General features: G+C 70.6%; 10 protein-coding genes. 7 read left to right on the forward strand and 3 right to left on the reverse strand.

Annotated elements, in window-relative coordinates:
- Nucleotides 1–95: 95 nt before the first annotated feature.
- Nucleotides 96–3,008, reverse strand: a complete 2,913-nt coding sequence (locus E0F75_RS06125) for a glycoside hydrolase family 48 protein (protein WP_187621430.1) — start codon at nt 3,006–3,008, stop codon at nt 96–98.
- Between the two features lie 272 nt (nt 3,009–3,280).
- Between E0F75_RS06125 and E0F75_RS06130 the strand changes: the two genes are divergently transcribed.
- Nucleotides 3,281–4,849: a cellulase family glycosylhydrolase gene (locus E0F75_RS06130; protein WP_187621431.1), complete on the forward strand. Its 1,569-nt coding sequence runs from the start codon at nt 3,281–3,283 to the stop codon at nt 4,847–4,849.
- A 17-nt stretch (nt 4,850–4,866) separates the two neighbouring features.
- Nucleotides 4,867–6,612: a glycoside hydrolase family 6 protein gene (locus tag E0F75_RS06135; RefSeq protein ID WP_187621432.1), complete on the forward strand. Its 1,746-nt coding sequence runs from the start codon at nt 4,867–4,869 to the stop codon at nt 6,610–6,612.
- A 249-nt stretch (nt 6,613–6,861) separates the two neighbouring features.
- On the opposite strand, the gene E0F75_RS06140 is transcribed toward E0F75_RS06135, so the two are convergent.
- The gene (locus tag E0F75_RS06140; RefSeq protein ID WP_187621433.1) at nt 6,862–7,893 is read right to left on the reverse strand and encodes a LacI family DNA-binding transcriptional regulator; all 1,032 of its coding nucleotides are present in this window, start codon (nt 7,891–7,893) and stop codon (nt 6,862–6,864) included.
- 370 nt (nt 7,894–8,263) lie between these two features.
- Here E0F75_RS06140 and E0F75_RS06145 point away from each other — a divergent pair, with 370 nt between their 5' ends.
- From E0F75_RS06145 to E0F75_RS06160, 4 genes are all read left to right on the forward strand, one after another.
- Nucleotides 8,264–9,616 (forward strand): ABC transporter substrate-binding protein, encoded by a 1,353-nt coding sequence (locus E0F75_RS06145; RefSeq protein WP_187621434.1) that lies wholly within the window; start codon nt 8,264–8,266, stop codon nt 9,614–9,616.
- Nucleotides 9,617–9,703: 87 nt separating this feature from the next.
- On the forward strand, nt 9,704–10,705 hold the full coding sequence (locus E0F75_RS06150; RefSeq protein ID WP_187621435.1) for a carbohydrate ABC transporter permease: 1,002 nt from the start codon (nt 9,704–9,706) through the stop codon (nt 10,703–10,705).
- A gap of 4 nt (nt 10,706–10,709) precedes the next feature.
- Nucleotides 10,710–11,633: a carbohydrate ABC transporter permease gene (locus tag E0F75_RS06155; RefSeq protein WP_187621436.1), complete on the forward strand. Its 924-nt coding sequence runs from the start codon at nt 10,710–10,712 to the stop codon at nt 11,631–11,633.
- 82 nt (nt 11,634–11,715) lie between these two features.
- A complete protein-coding gene (locus E0F75_RS06160; RefSeq protein WP_187621437.1) occupies nt 11,716–13,158 on the forward strand; it encodes a GH1 family beta-glucosidase in 1,443 nt (480 codons plus the stop codon).
- A gap of 57 nt (nt 13,159–13,215) precedes the next feature.
- Here E0F75_RS06160 and E0F75_RS06165 read toward each other — a convergent pair whose 3' ends face one another.
- Nucleotides 13,216–14,811: a hypothetical protein gene (locus tag E0F75_RS06165; RefSeq protein ID WP_187621438.1), complete on the reverse strand. Its 1,596-nt coding sequence runs from the start codon at nt 14,809–14,811 to the stop codon at nt 13,216–13,218.
- Between the two features lie 324 nt (nt 14,812–15,135).
- On the opposite strand from E0F75_RS06165, the gene E0F75_RS06170 reads away from it, so the two are divergent.
- Nucleotides 15,136–16,059: a glycerophosphodiester phosphodiesterase family protein gene (locus E0F75_RS06170; RefSeq protein ID WP_187621439.1), complete on the forward strand. Its 924-nt coding sequence runs from the start codon at nt 15,136–15,138 to the stop codon at nt 16,057–16,059.
- The last annotated feature ends 3 nt before the right edge of the window (nt 16,060–16,062 follow it).

Raw genomic sequence — 16,062 nt, forward strand, 5'->3', positions numbered from 1 at the left:
GGAGGTGCCGGCGGAACGGCGGAAGACCGGGCGGTCCCCTTCTCGGGGTCCGCCCGGCCTCGTCGTACGCGGAGCCGCTCCGTGCGGGGCGGCTGCTATTCGAGCAGCTCCGCGTACGAGCCCATGGCCAGGGCGATGTCCGCCTGGGCCCAGAACCGGTGGTACGTGAAGACGGGCGCGGCGCCGCCCGCCAGATAGGCCTCGATCTTCGGCCAGGCCGGGTCGTCCTGGTAGAAGGTGCGGATCGAGGCGAAGGTGGAGGAGGTGTTCACCGTGTCGCCGTTCGGCATGGTGCCGGTCCAGCCGTTCGGTACGTACACGGGGTCGTCGAAGCGGTTGTAGTCGGCGCGGGTCTCGGGGACGGCGATGCCCAGCGGGTCCTGGTGGTGGTCCCACATGCCGTCGAGGAGGGCCTTGGCGACGCGCTTGGCCTCGGCGTGGCCGGACTTGGCCGCGTAGTAGGTGAGGGTCTTGGCATAGGCGGCGGCCACGCCGACGTCGTCGGTGTAGTCGGCGACGGTGACGTGCAGGCCGGCGTTGGCGCCGGGGCTCGCCCCGTTCCACGTGTCGGGTGCGCCGGACCACTGGAGGGTGGAGGGGACGCGGTAGGTGCCGTCCGGGTTGATCGTGGTCTTGGACAGCGCCCAGGAGACCCACTTGTCGAGGACGGTCTTCGCCTGGGCGTCACCGGTCTGCTGGTAGTACTCGGCGACCCGCTCCATGGACCAGGCCTGGAAGCCGAACCACTGGTTGGACGCCGGGTCGTGGTAGACGGGCTTCTCGTCGTAGAAGAGGCCGTGGAAGGTGGGGGTGCCGGCCGGCGGGGTGGCGTAGCGGCCCTGCCAGCTGTTGGTGGCGCCGCCCGCGATGGCGCCCTCGTCGGACTGGAGCCAGCGGTAGAACTCCAGTTGCCGGTCGAGGCTGGTCGCCCAGTCGGCGGCGCCCGTCGTCGACTTGGGCTTGAGCGGGGCGTACTCGCTGAGCGCGTAGGCGGCGAGCGGGTTCTGGTAGCCGCCGTGGGCGTGGCTGGAGCCGATGCGCCAGGACCAGCCGGCGGAGGTGTCGGTGGCGCCGCCCCAGGCGTAGTACCAGGACAGCAGGTAGTGCGCGCTGTCCTTGCCGGTGCCGGCGGGGCAGGTGGTGGGGCCGACGCAGTTCCCGGCCTTCTTGAAGTACTTGTCGAACATGGCGTACCGCAGGTAGTCGCCCATCTTGGCGGCCTTGCCGACGGTCGCGGAGACCTGGCCGCCCTTGCCCTGCTCCTTGGCCCACAGGTCGGCCCAGTAGGCGGCCTGTACGGCGCGGGCGTCGGCGTCGGGGGCGTTGGTGAACTTCCACTGCTTGGCGTAGGAGGCGTCCCCGGTGAACAGGTCCAGGTAGCCGTTCCGCCCGCCGTAGGTGAAGTTGTCGCAGGTGGGATGGGTGACGGTCTCCCAGACGGACTCCTGGGGCCCGCGCTGGAAGGTGTTGATGTACGAGGGGCCGGTGGCCGTCGGACCTGCGGAGCACTTCCCGGGCTCGTTGCCGTAGCCGTAGACGTTGTCGACGTCCTGGATCCAGTGCATGCCGTAGATGTCGTCGGTGCCGTAGGTGCTCTTGAGTTCGGCGGCGATCGGGTCGGAGCCCGAGGTCACACCGGAGTCGAGGCGCGCCGGGTACTGGGAGGGCAGGTCCCACTCGGGGGCGTACGTGGCCGGCTTGGAGGCGTTGTAGGAGCCGGTGGTGGGCGTGTCGGCGTGGGTGGGGATCATGAATTTCTCCATGGTCTCCCAGGCGCCGTTGAACTCGGTCCAATCGCCGGTGACCTTGCCGTACATGGCCTGGAGCCAGATGAGGTAGCTGTACGCCTCCGAGGTCGTCTCGTGCCCGTGGTCGGGGGCCTCGACGATCAGCGTCTCGACGGAGTGGTACGGGATGCCCTCGGGCGAGAAGTAGCCGTTGGCCGGGTCGGTGATCTTCCCGTGGAGGTCGAGGAAGCGGGCGTCGTACGTGGAGTTCGCGGCCAGCTGGGCGACGGTCACCTCGGCCTTGGCGTGGCCGGGTGCGGTCGCGGTGAAGACGGCGGAGCCGGTGCCGGTGGCCGCGGCGGCGACGGTCACCTTCTGGGCGGTGTTCCAGTTCGCCGGGGTGAAGGTGAGCGAGGCCGGGGTCGCGGTGAGGCTGGTGTTGCCGGAGGTGCGTGCGACGCTCACCGTGACATTGGCCGTGGGGGCGGTGGAGAGCTTCAGGTCGAAGGTGCCGGTGGCGCCCTGGCGTACCCCGAGCCGGCTCGGGGCGGCGACGAGCGCGGGGCCGGCGGCGACGGTGATGCCGACGGGCGCGGACTCGGCGGAGGCGCCGAGGCTGTCGTAGGCCTTGACGTAGAGGGAGTGGGCCCCGGTGGCGAGCCCGGCCGCGCTGAAGGTGAAGGGCGCGGTGGTGTCGGTGCCGAGGAGCGCGGTGTCGCTGTAGAACTCCACCCTGCTCACGGTGGCGCTGTCGGCCGCGGCGGCGGTGGCGGCGAGCGGCACCGCGTCGCCCGAGGTGAAGACGGCGCCCGGTGCGGGGCTGGTGAGGACGGCGACGGGCGGCTGGTGGGCGCCCGTGCAGGGGGTGCCGTTGACCGCGAAGGAGGTGGGGGCGGCGTTGGCACCGGTGTAGGTGAACTGGGCGCCGGTGGTGGTGGCGGCCCCGGCGGCGACGGTGCCGTTCCAGGAGGCGTTGGTCACCGTGACGTTCTTGCCGGACTGGGACCAGACGCCGTTCCAGCCGTTGGTGAGCTTCTGGTCACCGGCGTAGGCGTAGGTGAGGGTCCAGCCGTTGAGCGCGGTGGTGGCCCGGTTGGTGAGGGTGAGCTCGGCGGTGAAGCCCGAACCCCAGTCGTTCTTCGTGTAGTCGACGCTGCACTGCACGTCGGCGGCCTGGGCCGTGGTGGCGCCGACGGCCGTGAGGCCGAGGGGGAGGGAGAGCGCCGCGGCCAGCGCGGTCAGCTGTCGGCGGGGTCGCGTTCTTGGTCGGAGGCGTGGCATGCGGGTGGTTCTCCTCGCGGCTCGGGAGGTCGGGGGAGCGAAGAGCGAAGGTGCATGGAAACAAGCTCTGAACCAGTGGGAGCGCTCCCACTGTGCAGTTGGGACGCATCGGCGTCAAGGTGCGTGAAGAGTCGAAGGCAATTGGCGGGGGAATTTACCCAACACCTCTTTTGCTTGGCGGTAGTTGACGCTACGGTCTGCCCGACCAGTGGGAGCGAATCCGTCCGGCCGGCACACCGTCAGGGGTGTGCCCTCGCTGCGAGGACTCGCTCATGCGACATCTCCCACGTCTCTCCGCGCTGCTCTCCGGAGTGGCGCTCACGATGACGAGCACCACGTTCGCCCTCATGGGTACGGCCTCAGGAGCCGCGGCCGCACCCGCTTGCACGGTGGAGTACTCGGTCGTCGGCCAGTGGGCCGGCGGCTACCAGGGTGCCGTCACCGTCACCAACGACAGTGCCGCGCTGAACGGCTGGACCCTCGGCTTCGCCTTCCCGGCCGGCCAGGTCGTCAGCCAGGGCTGGGGCGGCAAGTGGTCCCAGTCAGGGACCGACGTCACGGTGGTGAACGAGAGTTGGAACGCCGCGCTCGGTACGGGCGCGAAGGCCACGGGCGGCTTCATCGCGTCCTGGTCGGGTGCCAACACGGCGCCCACCGCGTTCACGCTCAACGGCGCACCGTGCGACTCGGGCACGACCCCGACGCCCACGCCCACACCCACACCCACACCCACACCCACCGATCCGACGACACCGCCCACGACTCCCCCGACCACGCCACCCACCACCCCGCCCACCACTCCCCCGACCACGCCGACACCGGTCACCGGCGCGCCCGAACTCAGCGTGTCCGGCAACAGGTTCATCGATCAGAACGGCGCGACCCGACGCCTGCTCGGCGTCAACCGCTCCGGCGGCGAGTTCATGTGCGTCCAGGGCTACGGCATCTGGGACGGTCCCGTCGACGACGCCTCCGTCAAGGCCATCGCCGACTGGAAGGCCGACACGGTCCGCATTCCGCTCAACGAGGAGTGCTGGCTCGGCCTGGACAACATCAAGCCCGAGTACCGGGGCACGAACTACATCAACGCCGTGAAGGACCTGGTCACCAAGGTCATCGCACACGGTATGACCCCGGTGGTCGAACTCCACTGGACGTACGGCCAGTACACGGGCAACTCCGCGGGCTGCGCCGACATCCACGCCTCCTGCCAGAAGCCGATGCCCGACGCCCAGTACACACCGGCGTTCTGGACCTCGGTGGCGAACACCTTCAAGAACGACAAGCGGGTCGTCTTCGACCTGTTCAACGAGCCCTATCCGGACCGGGCGACCTCCACCGCGACCCAGGCCTGGTCCTGCTGGCGTGACGGCGGCACCTGCCCCGGCATCGGCTACGAGGTCGCCGGCATGCAGGACCTGCTGGACGCCGTGCGGGCCACGGGGTCGAAGAACCTCGTCCTCGTCCCGGGCGTCGCGTACTCCAACGACCTGAGCCAGTGGCTCACGTACCGCCCCACGGACCCGGCGGGCAATCTGGCCGCCGCCTGGCACGTCTACAACTTCAACACCTGCGCCGACGAGACGTGCTGGAACAACACCCTCGCCCCGGTAGCCGCCGAGGTTCCCCTCCTCGCGGGCGAGATCGGTGAGAACACCTGCGGACACGCGTTCATCGACCGCGTCATGAAGTGGTTCGACGACCGCGGCCTCTCGTACCTGGGCTGGACCTGGAACACCTGGAACTGCAACTCCGGCCCCGCGCTGATCAGTTCGTACGACGGCACCCCCACCGCATTCGGCATCGGACTGCGCGATCACCTGCGCGGCCTCACCCCCTGAAAGGAATCCCCACCCGCATGAGCCGCACCAGTCGCACCGCCCTCCTGGCGGCCCTCGGCCTCATCACGGCCACCGGCGCCACCGCCACCGTCCTCGGCACCGCCACCGCCGGCGCCGCCACCCCCGGCTGCAAGGTCGACTACCAGATCACCAACCAGTGGAGCACCGGCTTCGGCACCAACGTGACCGTCACCAACACCGGTGACCCGACGGCCTCCTGGACCCTGGAGTGGACCTACGCCGGCAACCAGCAGGTCACCCAGGGCTGGAACGCCACCATCACCCAGTCCGGCGCCGCCGTCACCGCCAAGAACGTCTCCTACAACGGGACCCTGGCCACCGGCGGTTCCACCTCCTTCGGCTTCAACGGCTCGTACAGCGGCACCAACGCCGTGCCCGCGACCTTCAAGCTCAACGGAGTCGTCTGCAACGGCGCCACCGAGCCCACGACGCCCCCGACCACCCCGCCCACCACTCCCCCGACCACCCCGCCGACGACGCCGCCGGCCGGCACCAAGGCCGACAACCCGTACGCCGGCGCCAAGGTGTACGTGAACCCCGAGTGGTCCGCGAAGGCGGCGGCCGAGCCGGGCGGCACCAAGGTCTCCAACCAGCCCACCGCTGTCTGGCTCGACCGGATCGCCGCGGTCAACGGCTCCGCCACCTCCATGGGCCTCCGTGCCCACCTCGACGAGGCCCTGCGGCAGAAGGGCACCGGAGAGCTCGTCGTCCAGCTGGTCGTCTACAACCTGCCGGGCCGCGACTGTGCCGCACTCGCCTCCAACGGCGAGCTCGGCCCGACCGAGATCGGCCGCTACAAGACCGAGTACATCGACCCGATCGCCGCGATCCTCGCCGACTCGAAGTACGCGGGCCTGCGGATCGTCACCACGGTCGAGATCGACTCGCTGCCCAACCTGGTCACCAACGTCTCGGGACGCCCGACCGCCACGGCCAACTGTGACGTCATGAAGGCCAACGGCAACTACATCACCGGCGTCGGCTACGCGCTGAGGAAGCTGGGCGCGATCGGCAACGTCTACAACTACGTGGACGCCGGCCACCACGGCTGGCTGGGCTGGGACGACAACTTCGGCGCCTCCGCCGAGCTGTTCAAGCAGGCCGCCACGGCCGAGGGCTCCACGGTCGCCAACGTCCACGGCTTCATCGTGAACACCGCCAACTACAGCGCCCTGAAGGAGGACCACTTCACCATCAACGACAGCGTCAACGGCGTCTCCGTGCGCCAGTCGAAGTGGGTCGACTGGAACCGTTACACCGACGAGCTGTCCTACGCCCAGGCGATGCGCACCAAGCTCGTCTCGCTCGGCTTCGACAGCAACCTCGGCATGCTGATCGACACCTCCCGCAACGGCTGGGGCGGCACCGCCCGGCCCACCGCCGCGGGCCCGACGAGCACCGTCGACACGTACGTCAACGGCGGCAAGTACGACCGTCGCATCCACCTCGGCAACTGGTGCAACCAGTCCGGCGCGGGCCTCGGCGAACGGCCCCAGGCGGCGCCCGCCGCGGGCATCGACGCGTACGTCTGGGTCAAGCCGCCGGGCGAGTCCGACGGCGCCAGCAAGGAGATCCCGAACAACGAGGGCAAGGGCTTCGACCGGATGTGCGACCCGACGTACACGGGCAACGCCCGTAACGGGAACAGCATGTCGGGCGCACTGCCGGACGCCCCGATCTCGGGCCAGTGGTTCTCGGCCCAGTTCCAGGAGCTCCTGAAGAACGCCCACCCGGCGCTGTAACACCCCGCACAGGCCCCGCGGCCGGCCGGACCCCAGGGTCCCGGCCGGCCGCGGGAGCCTTCGTGCGCCCCGCCCGACCACCCCGCCCGACCGGTCCCGGTCCACCCGACGCCCGGCCGACACCCGGCCCGCCGGGGTCGAGGCCTGCCCGACGCCCGGCCCACCGGGTTCGAGGTCTCCCCGACACCCGGCCGCCGGGATAGAGATCCGCCCGAACGCCCGGCCCGCCGCGTACGCCCCCGGACCGGCTCAGCACGACTCCCGCACGATCAGCTCCGTCGGCAGCACCCGTCGGCGGGGCTCCTCCGGTGCCTCGGCGATCCCCTGGATCTCCTGGATCAGCATCCGGGCCATCGTGCGGCCCATCTCCTCGATGGGCTGCCGCACGCTCGTCAGCGGCGGGTCCATCAGCCGTGCCACCGGCGAGTCGTCGACACCGACCAGGGCCACGTCCTCGGGGACCCGGCGGCCCGCCTCGCGCAGCGCGCCCCGCGCCCCGGCCGCCATGACGTCCGAGGCGGCGAAGACGGCGTCCAGGTCCGGGCTGCGGTCGAGCAGCAGCCGCATCGCCCGCCGGCCGCCCTCCTCGGTGAAGTCGCCCGCCGAGACCAGCTCTTCGTCGGGGGCGAGTCCGGCCTCCGCGAGCCCCGCACGGTAGCCGCCGAGCCGGGCGCGGGCCACGTACATGTCGAGCGGACCGGTGACGGTCGCGATCCTGCTCCGCCCGCGCCCCACTAGGTGGGCGACGGCCGCCCGGCCTGCCCCGATGTTGTCGGAGTCGACGTACGGCACGGGCTCGGCCTCGGCACGGCGTCCGTTCATCACGACCGGCAGGCCCAGTTCCCTGATCCGGTCGGGGAGCGGGTCGTCGCCGTGGACGGAGGCGAGCAGGACGCCGTCGACGCGCTGGGCGGCCAGGTACTGCTCGAAGCGCTGCCGTTCCTGCTCGCTGCGGACCAGAGTGAGCAGCAACTGCTTGTCGGCCTCGGCGAGTTCGGCGCTGACTCCGCGAATCAGGTCGAGGAAGTACGGCTCCGCGAAGAGCCGGGCCTCGACCTCGGGGATGACGAGCGCGATCGCGTCCGTCCGGCTGCCGGCGAGCGCGCGGGCGGCCTGGTTGGGTACGTAACCGAGTTCGGCGACTGCTCTGGCGACGGCCGTTCTGGTCTGCTCGCTCACCCGGGGGGAGCCGTTGATCACCCGGGAGACCGTGCCCCGGCCGACCCCGGCCCTGGCCGCGACCTGCTCCAGGGTGGGTCTGCCGCTCTGCCGTCCGCTCACAACTCCCGAACTCCCCTCGTAGGACAACGCGCTGCTCACCACGGTCCCGCCGGAAACGAACACAGGGAATGGGAGCGCTCCCACCGTAGTCCAAGCCCACACCTCCGCGCCACGAGGTGCGTTCAGGAGATGACGCGACCGCCCCGGCCCGGGCCCGCGAAACCCCCGGAAAACCTTCCGGTAACGAATCCGCGTTCATGTCTTGACACCCACACCCGCCAGAGAGCAACCTTCCGGCAACGACGTGGGAGCGCTCCCATCCGGGATGCGCACAGCCTTGCATCAGGTCCTGGCAGGCGCCGCCGAGCCGCGATCAGCCGGCCGGACCTCCTGGCGCACAACGAGCACCACCTTGGACGAGGAGAGTGGAATGCGCACTTCCAGCAGCAGACGCGGACGCCGTGCGGCGATCGCGGCGGTCGCCGTCGTCGTGACCGGCACGACCCTGCTCACCGGTTGCGGCAGCGACGACGACAACGGCGGCAAGGGCGGCGGGGGCGGCCAGAGCAACGAGAAGATCACACTGCGGGTCGGGACCTTCGGTTCCTTCGGCTACGACGACAAGACCGGCGCGAAGCTCTACGCCGAGTACGAGCGGCTCCACCCGAACATCAAGATCGAGGAGTCGAACGTCTCCGACGGTCAGAAGTACTGGGACACGCTGAAGCTGCGCCTCACCCAGAACAGCGGCGTCGCCGACATCCAGGCCGTCGAGGTCGGCTACATCGCCGAGGCGACCGGTACGACGATGGCGAACAAGTGGGTCGACCTGAGCAAGGAGGGCGGCGCGAAGCTGGACGCCTTCCTCGACTGGAAGGTCAAGCAGGCGACGACCGGCGACGGCAAGGTCATCGGCCTCGGCACCGACATCGGCCCCATGGCGATCTGCTACAACAAGGAGCTCTTCGCCAAGGCCAAGCTGCCCACCGAGCGCGACGCCGTGGGCAAGCTGTGGTCCGGCGACTGGGCCAAGTTCCTCGCGACCGGCGAGAAGTACAAGGCCGCCGCGCCCGCCGGCACCGCCTTCCACGACTCGGCGAGCGGCCTCTTCAACGCCGTCGTCTCCAGCGACCCGGTGCAGTACGCCAACACCAGCGGCGAACTCGACTGGGAGAACAGCCCCGGCGTGAAGAACGCCTGGGACACCGCGGTCAAGGCCGCCCAGGGCGGACTGACCGCCAAGCTGCGCCAGTTCGACGAGAAGGGCACCTGGAACGCCGCCTTCAAGAACTCGAAGTTCGCCACGGTCGCCTGCCCCAGCTGGATGACCGGCATCATCAAGGACCAGGCGGGCCCCGCCAACCAGGGCAAGTGGGACATCGCCGCGCCGCCGGTCGCCGGCAACTGGGGCGGCGCCTTCCTCGCCGTGCCCAAGGCGGGCAAGCACACCAAGGAGGCCGCCGAGCTGGCCGCCTGGCTGACCGCCCCGGCGCAGCACGCCAAGGTCTTCGCGGTCAACGGCAACATCCCCTCGTCCAGGGACACGCTCACCTCCACCGCCGTCCAGGAGGCGAAGCTGCCGTACTTCGGTGACACCCCCGTCGGCAAGATCTTCTCCAGCGCGGCGTCGGGGATCACGCCGGCCGCGATCAGCCGCTACGACGGCCAGGTCAAGACCTTCCTCACCGACAACGGCATCCTCGACATCGAGCAGCGCGGCACCGACCCGGCGAAGGCCTGGGAGAACGTCAAGAAGCTGGTCGACGACAAGATCGACCAGTAGCGGGGACACCCGCCGGTCCGCCGCCCGCGTGCGGCGGACCGGCACCGTCCGCACCACCGCACGCATCGACCCTGGAAGGACGCCCCCGTGGCCACCTCCGTTCGGGCGAGGCCGGACGGCTCCCCGCCGCCCGCCGCACCGCCCGCCTCCCCCGGCCCGCGCGGCCGCCGCTCCCCCGGCGGCCTGCGCAGCAGGCTCTACCGCTGGGACATCAAGGCGATCCCGTACGTCTTCGTCGCCCCCTTCTTCCTCACCTTCGCCGCCTTCGGCCTGTTCCCGCTGATCTACACCGGCTGGCTCTCGCTGCACCGGGTCGAGCTCGGCGGGGACCCGACGTGGAAGGGTCTGGAGAACTACACCGACCTCGCGACCAGCGAGTTCTTCTGGAACGCGCTGTTCAACACCTTCACCATCGGGGTGATCGCGACCGTTCCCCAGCTGCTCATGGCGCTGGGCCTGGCACATCTGCTCAACTACAAGCTCCGCGGCCGGGGCTTCTTCCGGGTCGCGATCCTCGCCCCGTACGCCACCTCGATCGCGGCGGCGACCCTGGTCTTCGCCCAGCTGTTCAACACCGACTACGGCATGATCAACGGCGTCCTGGGCTGGATCGGCATCGACCCGGTGAACTGGGAGTCGTCCAAGTGGCCGGCGCAGATCGCCATCTCGGTGATCGTCACCTGGCGCTGGACCGGCTACAACGCGCTGATCTACCTGGCCGCCATGCAGGCCGTGCCGCAGGACCTGTACGAGGCGGCCTCGCTCGACGGGGCCTCGCGCTGGCGCCAGTTCATCAGCGTCACGATCCCGTCGATCCGGCCGACCATCCTCTTCACCATCATCGTCTCCACCATCGGCGCCACCCAGCTGTTCGGCGAGCCGATGCTCTTCGGCGGCAGCGTCGGAATCAGCGGTGGCAGCGGCAACCAGTTCCAGACGCTGAGCCTGCTGATGTACGAGAAGGGCTGGGTGACCGGCGCACTGGGCCAGGCTTCGGCGATCGCGTGGGTCATGCTGCTGCTCCTGCTGCTCGTCGGCGGCGTCCAGGCGCTCGTCTCCCGCCACAACCGCAAGAAGCTGGGGGGCTGATCTCATGACGCACACGCTCGACAGGAGTCCGGCCGAGTCCGGAGTCCCGGCCGCCGCCCCGGCGGCGGCCCGCCCCGGGCGCCGCTTCGGGCAGACCGCCGGCCGGCAGCATCACGCGGGACCGCTCACCTATGTGCTGCTCGTCGTGGCCGCGTTCGTCTCGCTCTTCCCGCTGTACTGGAACGTGGTCGCCGCCTCGCACAGCGGCGAGCGGGTCGTGGAGGCGCCGGCGCCGCTGCTGCCCGGCAACCGCCTCCTGGACAACCTCAGCTTCGCCTGGAACCAGGTCGACATGGGCGAGGCGCTGGTCAACACCACGATCGTGGCGAGCCTGGTGGCCCTGTCCACCGTGCTGTTCTCCACGCTCGCCGGTTTCGCCTTCGCCAAGCTGCCGTTCCGGGGCCGGGGCATGCTGCTCTCCCTGGTGGTCGCCACCATGACGATCCCGCCGCAGCTCAGTGTCATCCCGCTGTACCAGATCATCACCGACCTCGGCTGGTTCGACCAGCTCCAGTCGGTCGTCCTGCCCTCGCTCGTCGCCGCGTTCGGCGTGTTCTTCATGCGCCAGTTCCTGGTGGAGGCGCTGCCGATGGAGCTGGTGGAGGCGGCCCGGATGGACGGCGCGCACAGCCTCCGGATCATCTGGCACGTGGTCTTCCCGGTGGCGAGGCCCGCCATGGCCGTGCTCGGCATGCTGGTCTTCGTCCAGGCCTGGAACGACTTCTTCTGGCCCTTCATCGCGCTCACCCCGGACGGCAACCCCACCCTTCAGGTGGCACTCGCCGGGCTCGGCGCGGGCAACCACACGGTGGACCACGCCGTCGTGCTGACCGGCGCCCTCATCTCCACCGTGCCGCTCCTCCTGGTCTTCGCCTTCCTGGGCAAGCACATCGTGGGCGGCATCACCGCGGGCGCCGTCAAGAGCTGACCGGCCGCCCCGCCCCTCTCTACCGAACGTCTCGAACGTCTCGAACGTACCGACCCCGTACCCGCGTTGGGAGCCCTCTCCTATGACCGCGTCCGAAACCCGGCCGCTCACCGCCACCCGCTCGTTCCCGTCCGACTTCCTCTGGGGCGCGGCCACCGCCGCGTACCAGATCGAGGGAGCGGCGGCCGAGGACGGCCGTACTCCGTCCATCTGGGACACCTTCTCGCACACCCCCGGCAAGGTCTTCGAGGGGCACACCGGTGACGTGGCCGTGGACCACTACCACCGGTTCCGCGAGGACGTCGGGATCATGTCCGAACTCGGCCTGAACGCCTACCGGTTCTCCGTCTCCTGGTCCCGGGTGCAGCCCACCGGGCGCGGGCCGGCCGTCCAGAAGGGCCTGGACTTCTACCGGGCCCTCGTCGACGAGCTGCTCGCCGCCGGGATCGAGCCGGCGCTCACGCTCTACCACTGGGACCTGCCGCAGGAGCTGGAGGACGCGGGCGGCTGGCCCGAGCGGTCCACCGCCGAGCGGTTCGCCGAGTACGCGGGGATCGTCGCCGACGCCCTCGGCGACCGGGTGACCCGCTGGACCACCCTCAACGAGCCCTGGTGCAGCGCCTTTCTGGGATACGGCTCCGGAGTGCACGCCCCGGGCCGCACGGACCCGGTGGCCTCGCTGCGCGCCGCCCACCATCTGAACCTCGGGCACGGTCTCGCGGTCCAGGCCCTCCGGTCCTCGCTGCCCGCGGACCGGCAGATCGCGGTCTCGCTCAACCTCCACGAGGTGCGGCCGCTCACCGGTTCCGCCGAGGACCTGGACGCGGCCCGCCGGATCGACGCCGTGGGCAACCGGATCTGGCTGGGGCCGATGCTGGAGGGCGCCTACCCCGAGGACCTGCTCCTCGACACGGCGCAGGTCACCGACTGGTCCTTCGTCCGGGACGGTGACACCGCGACGGCCCGGCAGCCGCTGGACCTGCTGGCGATCAACTACTACACGCCGACGGTCGTCTCGCACGTCCCGGAGGGTGCGGAGAAGCCGCAGGACGACGGTCACGGCAACAGCGACCACTCGCCGTGGCCGGGCTCGCACTCGGTCGCCTTCCACCGGGCGCCGGGCGAGCGGACGGCGATGGGCTGGCCGGTCGACGCGAGCGCGCTGTACGACCTGCTGACCCGGGTGTCGGAGGCGTACCCCCGACTCCCGCTGGTCATCAGCGAGAACGGGGCGGCGTACGAGGACGTGGTGTCGCCGGACGGCTCGGTGCACGACCCGGAGCGCGCCGCCTATGTGCACGCGCACCTGGAGGCGGTGCACCGGGCGCTCACGGACGGGGTGGACGTCCGCGGGTACTTCCTCTGGTCGCTGCTCGACAACTTCGAATGGGCGTACGGCTACGCGAAGCGTTTCGGTGCGGTCCGGGTGGACTACGACACCCTGGAGCGGACCCCGAAGTCCAGCGCCCGCTGGTACGCGAAGGTGGCGCGGACGGGTGAGCTGCAGGCTCCCGACGGCGGCTGATCCGCGTTCATGAGAGGAAGGCCGGGCCGGGCGACCGGCACGGCCTTCCTCTCTGTGCTACGGCTGGCCGTCGAGCCAGCTCAGCTTGTGCCCGTAGAGCACCCGCTGGCAGTAGTCCGTGCCGGCCGGGTCGCCGGTGTCACGGTTCGCCCCGCAGTCCGACGCCTGTCCCGGGCGGTGTTCGGAGAGGGACCACAGCCGGCCGGTGCCGCGCTCGACATAGAGGTCCTCGGCGCCCCGGGCGGTCTTGACGGCCTGCCCGTTCTGGACGAGCCGGCCGCCGTCCCACGTGTAGCGCCAGAGGTTGCCGGGCTCGTCGGTGCCCTTCGACTCGTTCACGTAGAGGGTGCCCTTGTGCACCGCCGCGCCCTGCGCGCCGCCGTTGGCCAGCGGCAGGTAGTTCGCCCAGCCCTCGGCGGCGACGTCGGCCGAGCGGCCCTCCAGGGCCGCGACCGGGTAGGAGGCGATGCGGCCGGTGGACGGGTAGCCGCTCTCGGGACGGCAGTACTCACCCATGATGAGCCGGTCCGGGACGGTGCTGCGGTCCAGCGAGATGTAGGAGGCCTTCGGTGCTCCGGTGGAGACACAGGCGTACGAGCCCTGCGGGTTGCTCTGCGTCGCCTTGAACTTCCAGGCGGCCACCTGGGGCATCACGTAGCGGTAGCCGAAGCTGTACCAGACGTTGTCGTGCCGGCCGACCTTCGTCTTGTCCTCGACGTTGGCGGTGGTCTTCACGCCGTCCGTGTCGGACCCCATCGCGTCGTGCGTCTTGGGGTCGCCGTCCGGGTCGAGGTCCATGATGGAGCGCATGTCGAAGACGCGCAGGCCGTTGCGGGTGTCCGCGACGTAGAGGTAGTTGCCGTACCAGACGATCCCGCCGGCGTGGACGCCCTTCTGGATCGGGTACTCGGCGGCGTGCAGACCGTCGAAGGAGACGTGGTCGGCCGAGTTCACATAGGTCCAGCCCAGCAGGACGTGCCGGTACTTGACCTCGGGGCTGCCCGTGGCCGGGTTGGTCCGGCTCTGGACGAAGGTGATGCGGACGCCCTTCTGGTTGCAGGCGTCGTTCGCCTCCAGCTCGGCCGTGGTGCAGTCGCCGGCCGTCGGGAGCGGGTCGTTCTCGCGGCCCGGGTCCCAGCCGTCGTAGGAGGCGAAGAGCTGGATGTTGCCGGCGTCGCCCCACAGCTCGTTGACCTTGGCGTCGGAGACGCCGGTCATGCCCTGGGGGACCCATTCCTGCGAGACGGAGTCGTCGTTCTGCAGGCAGTACTTGATGTCGGGGTCCGGGGCCGTGCCGAACGGGTCCCGGGAGCACCAGGGCTGGACGGTGCGGTTGGCGCCGACCAGCAGGTTCTGGACGCCGGACTTGGGCAGCACCGCGTCCAGGCGGTTCACCCGGGTGGTGGTCTCGGCGTTCAGCGCGCCGGGCGACATGGTGAAGTCACCGGGTGAGGCCGCGCCGCCGGGCTCGGTCCAGGCTCGGGTGGTGAACGGCGAGGCGGTCGCCTCGGTCGTACGGGGCTCCTGGATCCAGCTCTGCGGGACGGTGGGCGGAAGGTCCTCCGCCTGGGCCGGCGCCGCGAGGCCGGTGAAAGCGAGCGAGGCCGTGGCGGCGGCCGTGAGCCACGCGCGACGTATGCGCCTTGTGGGCATGTGAGGTTGTCTCCGTTGCTCCTGGGTCAGTAAGTCGAACGGAGAGTTCCAGAACGCTTGCGCGAAGCGCAAACGTGTTCGCATTTCCGGCAACGGCACGTTGACCGGGGCACAGTTGGTGATGATTCGGTCATATCGCCATCGACCGGGCGGCCCGGTCGACGATCGGTGAGGGCCGGGTGAAGGTCGCCGTCGGTTCCGATGGACGCCCCCGAGGGAATCTCCGGAACTCCTCCCTGTCTCCGGTTCTCGCGACGCGACGCGACGCGAGCACCGCGCCGCGATTCGGCCCGGCCGGCCCCTCACCCCTTAGGGTGGGCGGTCATGAGAGACGTTCAGCCGCCCGCCCCCCGGTCCCGTCGACGCGGGGTCGCCACCCTGCTCGCGGTGGCCACCGCCGTGGCGGGGCTCGCGACCGCGTTCGTCGTCACGGCCCCGCCCTCGCGGTCCGAGCCGCGTCCGGCGGAGGTGCGGGCGGGGGCACCGGCGGGCCCCTGGATGCGCCGCGCCGCCGCGCCGCCGACCGTGATCGCCCACCGGGGCGCCCCGTCGGCCGCCCCCGAGAACACCCTGGTCTCCGACGAGGTGGCCCGCCGGGGCGGGTCCGTCTGGATCGAGAACGACGTCCAGCCCAGCAAGGACGGCGTGCCGTACATCCTGCACGACACGACCGTCGACCGGACGACCGACGGCACGGGCGCGATCCGCTCCCTGACCGCCGCCCAGGTGAACGCGCTGGACGCGGGCTCCTGGTTCGCACCCGCCTACACCGGTACCCGCGTGCCGACCCTCGCCGCCCAGCTGGCGGACCTCCGGGTGCGCGGCGGGAAGCTGCTCCTGGAGATCAAGGGCCGGCACAGTCACGCCGAGGTGGCCCGGATCGTGCGGGACGTCCGGGACCAGGGCATGACGGACCGGGTGTTCGTCCAGAGCTTCGACATCCCGTCGCTGCAGCACGTGCGCGATCTGGCGCCCGAGCTGCCGATCGGTCTGCTGCGCAGCACCCTCGACGCCGATCCGGTGGCGCTCGCGAAGGAGCTGGGCCTCTCCGCGTACAACGTGTCGGACGCGGCGCTCGCGACCCGTCCGGAGGTGGTCGGCGAGTTGCGGACGGCGGGTGTGGCGGTGAACGTCTGGACGGTGGACACCCCCGCCCGCTGGGCGGCCCTGACGGCACTCGGCGTGGACGGGATCATCACCAACCGCCCGACGGAGCTGGGCGGTTGGATTTCGGGCCTGCCGAGCTGAGCC

This window comes from Streptomyces sp. CB02980 (assembly GCF_014451325.2).
Lineage (GTDB): Bacteria > Actinomycetota > Actinomycetes > Streptomycetales > Streptomycetaceae > Streptomyces.

Excerpts from the sequence above, each read along its gene's own strand:
- E0F75_RS06125 (WP_187621430.1), bottom strand. The coding sequence starts at position 3,008 with ATGCCACGCCTCCGACCAAGAACGCGACCCCGCCGACAGCTGACCGCG.
- E0F75_RS06130 (WP_187621431.1), top strand. The coding sequence starts at position 3,281 with ATGCGACATCTCCCACGTCTCTCCGCGCTGCTCTCCGGAGTGGCGCTC.
- E0F75_RS06135 (WP_187621432.1), top strand. The coding sequence starts at position 4,867 with ATGAGCCGCACCAGTCGCACCGCCCTCCTGGCGGCCCTCGGCCTCATC.
- E0F75_RS06145 (WP_187621434.1), top strand. The coding sequence starts at position 8,264 with ATGCGCACTTCCAGCAGCAGACGCGGACGCCGTGCGGCGATCGCGGCG.
- E0F75_RS06155 (WP_187621436.1), top strand. The coding sequence starts at position 10,710 with ATGACGCACACGCTCGACAGGAGTCCGGCCGAGTCCGGAGTCCCGGCC.
- E0F75_RS06160 (WP_187621437.1), top strand. The coding sequence starts at position 11,716 with ATGACCGCGTCCGAAACCCGGCCGCTCACCGCCACCCGCTCGTTCCCG.
- E0F75_RS06165 (WP_187621438.1), bottom strand. The coding sequence starts at position 14,811 with ATGCCCACAAGGCGCATACGTCGCGCGTGGCTCACGGCCGCCGCCACG.
- E0F75_RS06170 (WP_187621439.1), top strand. The coding sequence starts at position 15,136 with ATGAGAGACGTTCAGCCGCCCGCCCCCCGGTCCCGTCGACGCGGGGTC.